Source organism: Cognaticolwellia mytili (assembly GCF_002104475.1).
Classification (GTDB): Bacteria; Pseudomonadota; Gammaproteobacteria; order Enterobacterales; family Alteromonadaceae; genus Cognaticolwellia; species Cognaticolwellia mytili.
The window spans coordinates 518,149-532,383 of record NZ_NBOF01000003.1; the positions used below are offsets into that span (position 1 = coordinate 518,149).

At 38.0% G+C, this 14,235-nt stretch carries 17 protein-coding genes; 13 read left to right on the plus strand and 4 right to left on the minus strand.

Translation table 11 applies throughout. The features are described 5' to 3' along the window. Positions 1-9 precede the first annotated feature (9 nt). From B7C41_RS11850 to B7C41_RS11890, 10 genes are all read left to right on the plus strand, one after another. Positions 10-411: an ExbD/TolR family protein gene (locus B7C41_RS11850; RefSeq protein ID WP_085299124.1), complete on the plus strand. Its 402-nt coding sequence runs from the start codon at positions 10-12 to the stop codon at positions 409-411. Between the two features lie 3 nt (positions 412-414). After that, the gene (locus B7C41_RS11855) at positions 415-1,032 is read left to right on the plus strand and encodes an energy transducer TonB (RefSeq protein ID WP_085299125.1); all 618 of its coding nucleotides are present in this window, start codon (positions 415-417) and stop codon (positions 1,030-1,032) included. A 2-nt stretch (positions 1,033-1,034) separates the two neighbouring features. Beyond that, on the plus strand, positions 1,035-2,294 hold the full coding sequence (locus tag B7C41_RS11860; protein ID WP_085299126.1) for a tetratricopeptide repeat protein: 1,260 nt from the start codon (positions 1,035-1,037) through the stop codon (positions 2,292-2,294). A gap of 738 nt (positions 2,295-3,032) precedes the next feature. Next, positions 3,033-3,155, plus strand: a complete 123-nt coding sequence (locus B7C41_RS20525; RefSeq protein ID WP_268875402.1) for a hypothetical protein — start codon at positions 3,033-3,035, stop codon at positions 3,153-3,155. Between the two features lie 460 nt (positions 3,156-3,615). Then, on the plus strand, positions 3,616-4,161 hold the full coding sequence (gene apt / locus B7C41_RS11865) for an adenine phosphoribosyltransferase (RefSeq protein WP_085299127.1): 546 nt from the start codon (positions 3,616-3,618) through the stop codon (positions 4,159-4,161). 9 nt (positions 4,162-4,170) lie between these two features. After that, positions 4,171-6,393, plus strand: a complete 2,223-nt coding sequence (gene dnaX, locus B7C41_RS11870) for a DNA polymerase III subunit gamma/tau (protein WP_085299128.1) — start codon at positions 4,171-4,173, stop codon at positions 6,391-6,393. A 66-nt stretch (positions 6,394-6,459) separates the two neighbouring features. After that, positions 6,460-6,786 (plus strand): YbaB/EbfC family nucleoid-associated protein, encoded by a 327-nt coding sequence (locus B7C41_RS11875; RefSeq protein WP_085299129.1) that lies wholly within the window; start codon positions 6,460-6,462, stop codon positions 6,784-6,786. 137 nt (positions 6,787-6,923) lie between these two features. Continuing rightward, complete coding sequence (locus tag B7C41_RS11880; RefSeq protein WP_085299130.1) at positions 6,924-7,532, plus strand: DsbA family protein; 609 nt, start codon at positions 6,924-6,926, stop codon at positions 7,530-7,532. Between the two features lie 429 nt (positions 7,533-7,961). Next, positions 7,962-9,041, plus strand: coding sequence for a ketoacyl-ACP synthase III (locus tag B7C41_RS11885; protein ID WP_085299131.1), 1,080 nt, complete (start codon positions 7,962-7,964; stop codon positions 9,039-9,041). A gap of 80 nt (positions 9,042-9,121) precedes the next feature. Beyond that, positions 9,122-9,511 (plus strand): acyl-CoA thioesterase, encoded by a 390-nt coding sequence (locus tag B7C41_RS11890; RefSeq protein WP_085299132.1) that lies wholly within the window; start codon positions 9,122-9,124, stop codon positions 9,509-9,511. A gap of 101 nt (positions 9,512-9,612) precedes the next feature. On the opposite strand, the gene B7C41_RS11895 is transcribed toward B7C41_RS11890, so the two are convergent. From B7C41_RS11895 to B7C41_RS11910, 4 genes are all read right to left on the minus strand, one after another. After that, positions 9,613-9,816, minus strand: a complete 204-nt coding sequence (locus tag B7C41_RS11895) for a hypothetical protein (RefSeq protein ID WP_085299133.1) — start codon at positions 9,814-9,816, stop codon at positions 9,613-9,615. A 39-nt stretch (positions 9,817-9,855) separates the two neighbouring features. Next, positions 9,856-10,098, minus strand: a complete 243-nt coding sequence (locus B7C41_RS11900) for a hypothetical protein (protein WP_085299134.1) — start codon at positions 10,096-10,098, stop codon at positions 9,856-9,858. Between the two features lie 93 nt (positions 10,099-10,191). After that, positions 10,192-11,169 (minus strand): methylenetetrahydrofolate reductase, encoded by a 978-nt coding sequence (locus tag B7C41_RS11905; RefSeq protein WP_085299135.1) that lies wholly within the window; start codon positions 11,167-11,169, stop codon positions 10,192-10,194. Between the two features lie 161 nt (positions 11,170-11,330). Further along, positions 11,331-12,287 carry a tRNA-dihydrouridine synthase gene (locus B7C41_RS11910; protein ID WP_085299136.1) on the minus strand — a complete coding sequence of 319 codons (957 nt, stop codon included), beginning with the start codon at positions 12,285-12,287 and terminating at the stop codon, positions 11,331-11,333. 159 nt (positions 12,288-12,446) lie between these two features. On the opposite strand from B7C41_RS11910, the gene B7C41_RS11915 reads away from it, so the two are divergent. The 3 genes from B7C41_RS11915 (at position 12,447) to B7C41_RS11925 (ending at position 14,094) form a co-directional block, all read left to right on the plus strand. Beyond that, positions 12,447-12,881, plus strand: a complete 435-nt coding sequence (locus tag B7C41_RS11915; RefSeq protein WP_085299137.1) for an HvfA family oxazolone/thioamide-modified RiPP metallophore — start codon at positions 12,447-12,449, stop codon at positions 12,879-12,881. Positions 12,882-12,990: 109 nt separating this feature from the next. Further along, on the plus strand, positions 12,991-13,656 hold the full coding sequence (locus B7C41_RS11920) for an SDR family oxidoreductase (RefSeq protein WP_085299138.1): 666 nt from the start codon (positions 12,991-12,993) through the stop codon (positions 13,654-13,656). Between the two features lie 60 nt (positions 13,657-13,716). Further along, positions 13,717-14,094, plus strand: coding sequence for an MGMT family protein (locus B7C41_RS11925; protein ID WP_085299139.1), 378 nt, complete (start codon positions 13,717-13,719; stop codon positions 14,092-14,094). Positions 14,095-14,235 lie beyond the last annotated feature (141 nt).

The window sequence follows — 14,235 nt, forward strand, 5'->3', positions numbered from 1 at the left end:
GATATTCGAATGGCACGTAAACGTATTCGTGAAGACGAAGAAGCAGCAATTGATATGACACCGATGCTTGACATCGTATTTATCATGTTGATTTTCTTTATCGTTACTACTTCTTTTGTAAAAGAAGCCGGTATCGAGGTTAATAAACCTAAAGCGGCAAATCAGTCAAAACAAAAATCAGCTAACATCTTTATCGCTGTTAAAGATAATGGTGAAATCTGGTTAGACAAACGTCGTGTTGATGTTGAACGCGTAGCGGCTAACATTGAGAAAATATTAGCTGAACAACCAACTGATGTTGTAATCATTCAAGCTGACAAAGACGCAAAACATGGCGTAGTTGTTAAAGTAATGGATGCAATTAAAGAAGCGGGCATAGATAGAATTTCTATTGCTGCAGCTAAGGGGTAGTCTATGGTTCGCTTTTTAGTATCTATACTACTAGGCGCCGCAGTAACTTTTGCACTATTTTCTTTTATGGCCTTCCTTGTTGCTAGCGGTGATAGCAATAAGGAAGAGCAGCTAGAGAGTATTATTGTTGAAGTTAATACGACGCCACCTAAGTCAGCAGCTGAGAGACGCCAACGTGTGCCTCCACCGCCGCCGCCGCCGCCTAAAACGCCGCCTAAGCCTCAAGCTCCAGAGCCTGATACAAGCAACAATACGGGTGGCTTAACTTTTAATATGCCAAGCGTACAGTTAGCTGGTGCTAATGCAGGTATTTCAGCTCCTGGTGCAGGTTTTGGTCGAGACGGTGATGCAACGCCAATTGTGCGTATTGAACCTAAATATCCAATACAAGCTGCCCGTGATGGTAAAGAAGGTTGGGTTAAACTTTCATTCACCATTAACGAAATTGGTGGTGTTGAGGACGTTAAGGTTATTGAAGCTCAACCTAAACGTATTTTTGACAAAGAAGCTAGGCGTGCGCTACGTAAGTGGAAGTACAAACCAAAAGTTGTTGATGGCAAAGCTATGAAGCAGCCAGGTTTGTCCGTACAACTTGACTTTAAAATGGACGGAGGAAATTAATTATGAATAAGATTTTTTCATCTTTACTGTTAATTATTTCAGTTGTTCTAATTCAGTTACCGATAGCTGCAGACGCTTTTGCTGCTGGTGCTGAAAAGTCTGAAAAACCGAAGCGTAAAACGCAACTTGTCGGTCCAAGTGTCGGTAAAAAAGTTGGTAAAGCTTTTGAAGCCTACTCCGCTGAAGACATTCCTGGTGCATTGGTTATTCTTTTGGATATTGATGCGAAGAAGGAATATGATAAAGCTTATGTTGCTCGTTTTATTGCTGTTATGTATGCCACTTTGGGAAATGAAGAAGCGAAAGCCATTCAATACCTAAAATTGGCAGTTGGTCCAGATATCCTAAATGAAGGAGATCATGGTGATGCTATAAAACTGTTAGCTGATTTACAAATGCAGACCAAGGACTACGAAGGTGCATTAGTTAATTATAAAGCTTGGATGAATTTTACGGGTAAATCTGATGGTGATACCTGGTCTAAAATTGCTCAGGCACATTATGCATTAAAACAATTAGATAAAATGATTGTTCCAGCAGACAATGCCATTGCAGCTTACGGTGACAAGCAAAACAAAAACCCTTATATTTTAAAAATTACTTCATATTTTGAACGTAAAAAAAATAAGGAAGCTGTTAAAACGCTTGAAACTGTACTTCAGATATTTCCTGAAGATAAAACTTGGTGGACACAACTTGGCATGTTTTATTTGCTAGTTGAAGACTATGATAAGGGTCTTGAAACATTAGATCTTGCTTATAAACAAGGTTTTCTTGAAAAAGAATCTGAAATTAAAACGTTAGCGAGTTTATACTCACAAAACGAAGTGCCGCATAAAGCAGCTTTGCTATTGGAAAAGCATATTGATTCAGGCTTAGTAACGCGTGATGATAAAAACTTAGCCTCTCTAGCTAACGCATGGCATGCGGCGCAGCACATTGGTAAAGCGGCAAGTTATTATGGTGAGTTAGCTAAAATGACAAACCTTGCAAAGCACTATAGCAAGCAAGGTATGTTATTAAAGCAAGACGAACAATTTAAGGCTGCAATTGTTGCACTGAACAAAGCATTAGAGCTTGGTGTTAAAAATAAAGGTAAGCTGCATATGAGTATTGCGGAATCTCACTTTTATTTAGAACAATATAAGCAAGCTTATAAAGCGATTAATTTGGCAATGAAAGATCCAAAAACGCGTAAAACTGCTAAGAGCTGGAAGGGCTTTATTCAAGATACAGCGCAACGTAAAAAGGTTTCTATCTAATTTAGTCGACCTTGAAATAAAAAAACCAGCCTTAAAGCTGGTTTTTTTGTTTTGAAAGCATTACCTACCCGCCTTATAATCAAAATGTCTTAAGCTATTGTGCATACTTAAGACATTTTGAACTAGACATAAATATCACTACCGTAGATTGACACGCGGTAATATCTTGAAGTAATTATTTTTTCACTATTATTATTTCGAGGACAGATTAAATGATCTGAACTTTGGATAAGCAGCACTTGCGAAACATGCTCTTTTATCCCATTTTCTGCATTAATGTTTTGATATGTAACTCGTTATTCATACACATCTCGCCTTGGTAAAAATAAAATGTTGATGATGGATGTCGTTACTTTTATCTTTTAGAAAATTTTATGTTAATAAGTAACCTGAACTCGGGATCAGCAAAATGCTATTGCAACGCTATTAAAGTCTATTTCTACGTTGTTCAAGTTGCCGATAACTCGTTATTGGACATACTTAAACGCCCTGAACTAGCATAAATATCACTATTGTAGATTGATGTTTCGTAATACTTCGAAATTGTTGCGTTTTTAATTAACATTATCCCGAGTTCAGGTTAAATAGGTTGTTGATTTAAATTTAAAGACGTAACCATTATCTAAGGGGCCGGTTCAGCACTCGGTGATTTTGTTTGATCTAGATCAAATAAAGCTATCCTGATTAGAGTTTTTAGTCTACAATCCTTGCCGTTAATTTATTGTGGGAACATTACTTATGTCAGAAGATAATTTTAAAGATAGCTCGTCGAAGCGCCATTTAATTGCTGCAGTGCTTGCTATGTTTGCAGTACCATTATTACCAATGCTTGCTGGCTGGTTTACCGTATTGGCAAATTAGGCTGAAAGTACTCTATTCTGAAAATGACGGTCCTTGTTGTTGTTAATAATGAAGCGGTATTAGATAGCCTTAATGGAATGTTAACGGCATATGGCTATTATGCAGATACCGCTTGTAATGGACTTGAGACATCAGAAAAGTACAAATTGAGGGCTATGATTTACTGATCATTGACCATTTAATGCTGATTATGAATGGTATTCAATTGATCAAGAGTTTGCGTCAGGTCGGCTGTTACTCATTAACGTCCATCATTTTTATGACTACATAAGGTCAAAGTGCTGTGTAGTTGGAATACCAGAGTGGCTTATTTAATCGCTTAGTTGATAACCCATCAGCGGAAGAAAACTTGCTTAGTTTGATTGTAAGCTATCAAAAACCAAATACTCGTCGTCAGTCACTATAAATATTGTTTAAATTGCTTTATTCTGTAGCTAAAATTTATCTTAACTTTTAGAACATGACTGAAATTCAAATTAATACACTTAAAACAGCAATTCACACTATTCCAGATTATCCAAAGGCCGGCATACTCTTTAGAGATGTAACAGGTATATTGGATGATGCTGAAGCTTTCAAATTAACAATTGAAATTTTAGCTAATAAATTTAAAGACGGCGGTTTTACTAAGATCGTTGGCACTGAAGCACGAGGTTTTTTATTTGGTGCACCACTTGCATTAGCTATGGGTCTTGGCTTTGTTCCCGTGCGCAAGCCTGGTAAGTTGCCAAGAGCGACTTATGCGCAAGATTATCTACTTGAATATGGACAAGATACCTTGGAGATTCATCAAGATGCCCTAACGGCAGATGATAATGTTCTAATTATTGACGATCTATTGGCGACTGGTGGCACTATTGAAGCCACAACTAAGCTTATACGACGCTTAGGAGCTAAGGTAACTGATGCAGCATTTGTAATCTCGCTACCTGATTTAGGAGGAGAAAGCAAACTCGCGAATATGGATTTGTCTGTATTCTCATTACTGCAATATGCTGGTGATTAAGGCTGTAAAATGAGCTATCAGGTTTTAGCAAGAAAATGGCGCCCAAAATCCTTTAATGAATTGATGGGACAAGAGCATGTGGTTACGGTGTTGGTTAATGCTTTAACTCAACAAAGGCTGCATCATGCTTATTTGTTTACCGGTACTCGCGGTGTTGGTAAAACCACAATTGCCAGAATTTTTGCTAAAAGCCTGAACTGTGAACAAGGCGTTAGCGCAACGCCTTGTGGCACATGTGATGCCTGTGTTGATATTGATCAAGGTAAATTTGTCGATTTACTAGAAATAGATGCAGCATCTAGAACAAAGGTCGATGATACTCGTGAAATATTGGATAATGTTCAATATGCACCAACTCGTGGCCGCTATAAAGTTTATTTAATAGATGAAGTGCATATGCTGTCGCGCAGCAGCTTTAATGCATTGCTTAAAACATTAGAAGAACCTCCCGAACACGTTAAATTTATCTTAGCAACTACTGATCCACAAAAACTGCCTGTTACCGTGCTATCTCGTTGTTTACAGTTTCACCTTAAGGCGTTAACGGTAAAACAAATCAGTGATAAAATTTGTGAAATTCTAACCAATGAAACGGTAAGCTTTGATGATGACGCTATCGCCTTATTAGCGAAAGCCGCACGTGGCAGTATGCGCGATTGTTTAAGCTTAACCGATCAAAGTATTGCCCAAGGTAATGGCGCGATTAGCCGTAACGATGTTCAACAAATGTTGGGTGGCGTAGACCGCGACTGGGTCTATAAGATTGTTATAGCGTTATTAAAACAGGACGCTGCTGCTTTGATGCAACTATCATTAGAAATTGCCTCATACGCGCCTAGTTACAGTCGGTTGTCTGCTGAACTGCTGCAGCTGTTGCACCAAGTAGCTATGGCACAAGTTGTTGAAACAAACTTTAGTTTGTCGGCTGAATATCAAAATATGCTTACTAGATTTTGTCAGTTAATGTCAGCAGAAGATGTACAACTTTATTACCAAATCGTTTTAAATGCTCGTAAAGACTTACCTTATGCTGATGATGAGCAAGCAGCGTTTGATATGATGCTACTGCGTTTGTTTGCATTTAAACCCGTAATTAATAGCCAACAACTACCAGAGAGTGACGGCAGCTTTTCACAACAGAAAAATGAAATAGCTGAGCAACTGGAAGATATTAACTTTCAAACACAAGATATTTCTAATGAGCAGCAACCTAATCAAGACAACGCAACTGAAGCAACGGTTGAACAGACAGGCCTGTCGGAAAATACGTTATTGACAGAGAACGGTAGCCTATCAGTTCCCGCACAAGTAGTTAATCATGATTCTGTTTCTGAACAGATAGTTACACAAATTACGCAGCTAAATACTGAAAATAATAACAATGTGCAAATAGGCAACGAATTATCAGTAACAGATATTGACAATGGTGCTCTAAGCGATGAAATGTTGGCAATTGAGCAGCAAGCTAGTGCGCTTAATGATGCCGATGTGGCGTCGCCGACAATAGATCCGCCTTTAGCATTAGATAGCAATACGTCCAACGCCACTGCGCCGAAGGAAATACAGCAAGCTTCATTTGAGTCTCCTGTCGCAGCTGCGATTGCAACGCGTAATATGCTCAGAAGTCGCAAGAAGTCGTTGGAGGATGGCGAAAAAAAGTCTAATGACGCAACTATGCGTCAATCATTAGGCATTGTTGATGAGGACATTGTTGATAATAATACTAGTGCGCAGACATCAACGTCAGAAGATATCATAAATAATAAGGTAAATGTTCCTGATATAGCCACATTACCCGAACAACCTTATAGTGAAGAGATTATCGATCCCGCAACTATTAAAAGAGCAAATCAAGTCGATAGGTGGGCACATATGATCGATAGCATGTCGTTAATTGCACGATTACGGCAATTAGCGATACATGCAACAATTGATGAAGCATCTACTGATGACTTATTGATCTTGCAGTTAGATCAGTCAATAAAACATTTAAATAGTGATGCGGCTCATAAACAGTTGGGTGAACGCATTTCTGAGTATTTACAGCGAAAAGTGACGGTTGAACTTAATATTGTTGAAAGAACGGTTGCTGATCCTTATCAAATTCAATCAGATATTAATAGCAAGCGCTATGAATATGCAAAGCAAGTGCTAGCAAAAGATGAGATAGTGATAGCATTACAAGAACAGTTTCAAGCTGAGCTTGATCAAGAAACTATTGTAGCGCGTTAATCGTTACTTGAATTTTTAGCCGTTAACTACTATCTTTGGCGGCATATTACTTTTGGAGTGGAAATTATGATGAAAGGTGGCATGGGCAACTTAATGAAACAAGCCCAACAAATGCAAGCAAAAATGGCTAAAGCACAAGAAGAGCTAGCTACAATGGAAGTGACTGGTGAGTCAGGAGCAGGTATGGTTAAAGTTACCATGACAGGTAACCATAATGTTCGTCGTGTTGCTATTGATGATAGCCTTATGGAAGACGACAAAGACATGTTGGAAGACTTAATTGCTGCGGCTATGAATGATGCAGTTCGCCGTGTTGAAGAGCAAAATAAAGATAAAATGGGGGCGCTAACTGGCGGTATGCAGATGCCTCCTGGGATGAAAATGCCGTTTTAAGCTTTAATTAAGACAATAAAATGTATGAGCCCAGTTTTACTGGGCTTTTTATTACCTAATATTTATCGAAGCTGTTTTTTAAAAGGTGTTAACGCTTAAAAGTCTTACAGGCCTTAGATCAACCTAGGAAACATTATATGAAAGCAAAGTTATATTACGTTTATGACCCTATGTGTAGTTGGTGTTGGGGATATAACGCTACTTGGGATAAATTACAAAGTGAATTGACTGGGTTCGTAGATATTCATTATTGCTTAGGAGGGTTAGCTGAAGACTCTGAGAAACCAATGCCAGCAGAGTTAAAAATATTTTTACAACGAACTTGGCATAAAATATCGCAACAGCTAGGTACTGAATTTAATTTCGATTTCTGGGAAAAATGTCAGCCCAAGCGCTCAACGTATCCTGCTTGTCGAGCAATACTAATTGCCAGAGCGCAAAATAAAGAACGTGAAATGCTAATAGCAATACAACAGGGTTATTATTTGCAGGCGAGAAATCCGTCTGAGCAGGAAACTTTGCAGGAATTGGCTGAGGAAGCTGGTGTAAACATTAGTGACTTCTTTGAGAAAATGACTAGTGAGCTGCTTCAAGAGCAGTTAATGAGTGAAATTTATAAGGTGAGGACGATGCCTATTAATGGCTTTCCATCGTTAATACTTTATGTAAACAATGAATATCTGGCCATTCCTATTGATTATAAAAATTGGCGAACAAGTTTTGATGCAATAATTAAGAATATTTAAGGGCTGTTGAGCGTTGTTTTTGTTTTCAGCAATAGGCTGATTTTAATGTTAGTAAAGCACAATGAATGAGGTTTGATTGTTCCAAATAAGTGACGTTCTAATGCGGTTGGTGTTAAAAGCAGCCATTACCTGTGGACTGAGGCTAAGGTCGTCTTACTTAAGAGTTTATTTAGGTGACTCAATTTCACCATTTTCGCCTTAATTAAGTTGACTTTACCTCTCTGCCGAATAATTAAACAAAGTTCAACTGCCTCGAGTTTAAGAGAAGTGTTTGTAAAATGACAATTAGCTGACTTTTGCCGCAAAGATGGCAAAAAGTGATGTTTTTTGGCGGTTTAAGCATACTTTTTATAGTATGATGCAAATATTAAATAAATATTATTTTGGTTACTTTATCGGCCAAGGTAGTAGCGATAAAAAGGTTTTAATATGACATATGCAGCAATTACCGGCTGGGGAAAATGTTTACCGCCAGCGACATTAAGTAATGATGATTTAGCCACATTTCTTGAAACAGATGATGAGTGGATAACCAGTCGAACAGGCATGAAGGAAAGACGAATCTCTCATGTTACGGTTAGCGAGCTGGCATATGTTGCTTGTGCTAGAGCACTTGCTGCAGCTGGGAAAACTGCTAAGGATGTTGATTTAATTGTTTTCGGAAGCACCACATTTGATGAACTTTGTCCTAATGCTGCTTCTAATGTTCAACGTTTGTTAGGTGCTGAAAACGCTGCTTGTATGGACGTGAGTACCGCTTGTACTGGTGGAATGTATAGTTTGAGTGTTGCCACCTCTATGATTAAAAGTGGCGTTGTTAAGACAGCATTAGTGATTGGTGCTGAAACAATTTCTCCTATTATGGATTGGGAGAATAGAGACGTAGCCGTGCTGTTTGGTGATGGTTCAGCAGCGCTTTATCTTGAGCAAAGTGATAACGAGTCAGGTGTAATTACTGAAGCTTTAGGGTGTTATGGTGAATCTCGAGATATATTATCTGTTGAAGGCTGGGGTATGAAGTATGCAAATAAAGGGCGGGTGCTTGGCCAATCTAATTGGGCTTTTTTAGGTCAAGAAATATTTAAAAAGGCTGTTGCTGGCATGGCACAAGCTTGTGATAAGGCATTAGTAAAAGCTGAGTTAAGTGCTGAGCAAATTAACAGTGTTGTGCCGCATCAAGCCAATTTACGAATTATTGATACCTTAGTTAAACGTTTAAAAGTGGATAAAGAAAAAGTTTTTGTTAACATTCACAAATATGGCAATATGTCAGCAGCAACGACTTTAGTTGCTTTTGTTGAAGCTATCGAAGAAAACTTTATTGCTAAAGACTCATATGTGCTACTACCCGCATTTGGTGGTGGTTTAACATGGAGTGCTCATGTTGTTAAATGGGGCAATAGAACTCATGCGCTGGCAACAACTGACGTTGAACTACCTAAAAGTGAAAAATCAGGCTTAGCGCTAGTCACTGATATAATCAATGCGAAGAAAAGCTATAAGAGCTAAATCAAATCACAGATATAACATAAAGTCATGGGCTAGTTTATTCATTACTGGTTCGTGTTTTTCGTAACTCAAGGACACTTATGCGATTTCTTTCTCGTCGGTTAATTTTACCTAATGATTTAAACTATGCAAACTCTCTATTTGGCGGCCGGGCATTGGCATGGATTGATGAAGAAGCGGCGATTTACGCTATCTGTCAACTTGAAACAAACTGCTTAGTGACAAAGCACATAGGCGCAATTAACTTTGAATCACCAGCGCAACAAGGTGATGTTGTTGAATTTGGTTTATCTACTAAAGCTGTTGGGCGTAGTTCAATTACTATTACTTGTGTAATGCGTAATAAAGCGACTAAAAAAACTATTTGTTTAGCAGACGATATTGTTTTCGTACAAGTTGATCCTAAAACAAAGCAGCCGATTCCGCACGGGAAAACCCTAGCGTCTTTAACTGATCCATTTGACGATTAGTCATTGTTAAGTATTGTAATTATGTTTGAAGAAGATAATGTCCACATTAAGTAAAATACCCAAGGAATCGATAGCTATTTGTTATAAGTCAAGTTGATAGGCTAGCAAAGATCATCAGTAAAGTACTCTTGATAGCCATGAGCACCAAAATAGCGGGTAGACTTTTTTAAGGTGATTTTTTTAGCGATAAGCTCACCATCTCGAAATATTTTTATAACTTGCTTTTCACCATTTACATCACTTTCATAGCTATGCAGAGGGTTTTTTCGCAAGTTATCAAACTCACTTCTCATAATCAGCTTCATAGTAAACCTCAGTGACCTCTTGTGAGGTTATTAATAATGCTAAAGTTTATTAATTTCTTTTTGTACGTTGTAGCCTTCATCAGTAACAATTTTTTCTAACACTTGTACTCGTTCTTCAAGCGCTTTAACTTGCTTTCTTGTACTAATAGCTTGCTCGTCACTTTGGCTGCTATGACTAAGCGTACGCTCTTTAAATTCTAAGTGTTTTTTATACATGTCATACATAACGCCAAAGCCAACAGATATAAAAACAATTGCTACAACCATTGCAGTACCCGACATATATTTTCCTTTTGAAACATTACACTAACTATGACTTTTAACGACTTATTACCTTAAAACATAGTTGCTATTTAAGGCAAGTTAAATGATTTATTAAACCACGTTAAGAGCACTTAGCTCTTTTTTCGCCAAATAATTGTCCATAGTTGAGCGTAATAGTTTATAAAGTAATATCGAACCATCAATTTCTTCTTTACGGTTAGTTAAGCTTTCAATATTCAAACCCAATGGTAAATCGTATGGCAATACCGCATCGAGTATCTGCACTAAGGTATTACTACAAATTCGAATCGACTCATACAAGGGGTTTTTAGCATTTAAAATACGTAAACTAGTTGCTTCAGGCACACTGACTCCAAGCCATTCGATAAACTCTAGAGTTTTTTCGCTGCCACAAGGTGAGAAGGTCAAAATAATACGTTGTGGTTTTAAGCCTTGTTGTTGGCACTCAATGGCGTATCGAGTTAGCATGTCGATAGTAGCTTGAGCATTATAAATTGCTTGAGAGATAAAAAAGTCGCAACCTTGCTGGTGTTTTTCAAATAGCTTGGTGTGCTCGTTACCCTTCGTTGCATGGCGCTCAGCAATCGTAATTCCACCAATAAAAAAGTCATTTTCATTAGCAACTAAAGTTTTATAAGCTTCACCTAAAGGAAGGCTGACGTTGTTGCGTTGCGATGGGCTGCCAACCAGAACAATGTCGCGTACCCCGTATTCATGCCAAGCCTCATTGGCCCACGTATTAAAATCTAAATTACTAGACTGTGCAACGCTCTTATAAGTAATAACTGGTCGAGTTGACTTTTGTTTTAATAGTGAAGCGTAATGTCTAGGATCGTGAGTCGATTTAAATGGAAAAGGTCGTGGTATTGATGTTCGAGAGTTCTCATCTTGAATGTCATAAACAATTAAGCCATCAAAGTCGATGTCACTCACACGCTCAAGCAGTTTGTCAGCGATTGCCGAAACTTTTTCAATAGGGGTGTCACTTTTAGGTGGTGTTGTACCTATAAAATATACGCCACGATTTACATCATTATATCGTGCTCTTAACTCTGAACCGTTATTCACTATTGTCGCTTCTTATCTAAGTTAAAATTAATTACTCTGTTAACAATTATCTTACCTTGTTGTTTAGTAAAAATCTTCGCTTGCCTAATAATAATTTTCTCTACATTATGCCTCTATCGATAAAAAGAAAGATGGTAGTAAATGGATTTAAAATCATTGGCTTACTGGGTACTTGCTACTATATCAATTTGTTGGAGTATCTCTTCTTTATTTTTTAATATCTTAATGGCATTAAAAAGTGTATTTGCTTGCGGGTATTGCAGTTTTAAATAACGCAACCATTGCTTTAAACGACTTGAAAAATAGTAACTTTTATCGCCTTGTAACTCTAAATCGCTATAGCGTTTTAACAACGAACTGAGCTCGAGCCAAGGCATAGGAGTTTCATTTGATCTAATTACATTAGCTAAGTTCGGCATTGCTAGTGCGCCTCGACCTATCATCAAATTATGTGTTTTACTTTGTGCAATACAATTATGTGCATCTTCTCTATTCCATATTTCACCATTGGCAAATATTTCAATATCGTATTTGTCTTTTATTTCTGCGATAAAGTGCCAATAAGCAGGGGGTCGGTAGCCATCTTGTTTTGTGCGCGCATGAATGGTTAGTTGATTTGCATTCGCAGACGTCACTGCACTTACTATTTCATCTAACTTTGATGCATCGGTAAAGCCTAGCCTAATTTTGGCAGACAAGGTATCGTCACTATCAATGGCTGATCGAATGCTACTAATTATTTGGTAAATTTTTTCAGGCTCATTGAGTAAAACAGCACCGCCCTTACTTTTATTAACGGCTTTAGCTGGGCAGCCAAAATTGATATCAATACCGTGAGAACCCATTTCTATTGCTCTGACGGCATTTTCAGCCATCCATACTGGCTCTTGACCAAGTAGCTGCATACGTAAAGGTGTTCCGCTTTTTGTTCTGCAACCATTATTTAGTTCAGGACATACTCTTTGAAAAACATGTTTAGGTAGCAGTGCGTCAACGATACGAACAAATTCGGTAATGCAAAAGTCATAATCATTTAATGAAGTTAATAATTGACGCATAAGCTCATCTGCGACGCCTTCCATCGGTGCTAATATGATTTTTTTTACTTGAGGTTTCATGAAGATAAAGCTAGGCTCTTTTAGTTGTAAAGTTGTTTTCTACTAGTTTATTCAACAAATTTTACAACGTTTGAAATTTAATTACACCGTCTATGGTCTTTGTAAGTAGCTATACTTATTAGATGTAGTGTCAAATTGAAATATTAAAAGGAAAACATAATGAAATTAATCAAAAAATCTTCTATTGCTGCTTTATTAGGCTTATTTGCATTAACTGTTGCGGTAACTACGCCTGCAAAAGCTGAAGTTAACCCTTTTGCTACACAAGAAGTTATGACTATTGTCGCTGCTGATGATCACAAGAAAGGCAAATGTGGCGAAGGCAAATGTGGCGAGAGCAAAATGAAAGCTAAAGCCAAAGGTAAGTGCGGCGAAGGCAAATGTGGTGAGTCAAAAGCTAAAGCCAAAGGTAAGTGCGGCGAAGGAAAATGTGGCGAAAGCAAAATGAAAGCTAAAGCCAAAGGTAAGTGCGGCGAAGGTAAATGTGGTGAGTCAAAAGCTAAAGCCAAAGGTAAGTGTGGCGAAGGCAAATGCGGCGAAGGTAAGAAAAAAGCTAAAAAAGGCAAATGTGGCGAAGGTAAATGTGGTGAATAAGGTTTTAGCCTTGTAAACTCTTTTATTAGTCTTGTTAAAAAAACCACTTCATTGAAGTGGTTTTTTAGTTTTAACTGCAGGCAATAAAACTAATTTTGGAGATATTTATATGAACAACAATATTGTCATTACGGGGGCCAACCGTGGTATTGGTTTAGCTATGGTGAAAAGTTTTAAAGCCCAGGGCGATAATGTTTTTGCACTTTGCCGTCAAACTTCAGATGAACTGAATGCTTTACGGGTAAACGTGATCGAACAGGTTGATGTCGCAACTGAATTAGGCGTTAAGAATATGGCGAAAGCCTTAGTAAACGTTAGCGTTGATGTTTTAGTTTGTAATGCAGGCATTTTACGAGATGAGAACCTAAATAATTTAAACCTTGATACTATACGTGAGCAATTTGAAGTGAATGCTCTTGCGCCATTAAATATTGTGGCTAACTTACAAAAGCAATTACAACAAGGTGCAAAAATTGCGCTTATAACCTCTCGAATGGGCTCTATTACCGATAATAGCTCAGGCGGGCGATATGGCTATAGAATGTCAAAAGCAGCTCTTAATGCAGCAGCAATGTCTTTGACGCATGATCTTGCTAACAAAGAAGTTGCTGTAGGTATATATCATCCAGGCTATGTCCAGACCGATATGGTTAATTACGCTGGTGATATTAGTGCTAGTGAGTCAGCACTAAGACTGGTTAAATTGATAAATCAACTTAACCTTAACGAAAGTGGCGTATTTAGACACTCTAATGGTGAAGTATTACCTTGGTAGGTTAACGTGCGGTACTTTCTCTGGCTAACTAAATAAAACAATACTCACACTGAGTTCAAGATGACAGTGACAAAAACTAAATCTCCAGTAAACCCAAAGCATTCAAAAATATGGCAAACTGTGCAGGCCATTCCTGTTGGGAAAATAGCGAGCTATGGACAAATTGCCGACCTTGCTGGTTTGCCGGGTAGAGCAAGACTTGTAGGTAAAGCTCTAGGAACTGCACCCAAAGAAGGCTGGCGTGGGCAAAGTGTACCTTGGTATCGAGTGTTAAACTCGCAAGGGAAAATTTCATTTCCATTAGGGAGTGAGAATTTTGAACGACAGAAAAATTTACTACAGGATGAGCAAGTCGTCGTTATTGGTGTGCGGGTGAAACTAAAGGAATTTCAATGGCAGCCTGATTTAGCCGAGCTATTGTTTGTGTTAGAGCACTAGCCCAATAATTACATAACTTAGATATGCAGATTTAAATTAAGCACCAAACTTAACCAGTAAAAGGTGCTTAATTACAATTCACTATATGGGTTTAAACGTTAAAAAAGCACCTTTTCTATTACAGACCGTAATTCAATGTCG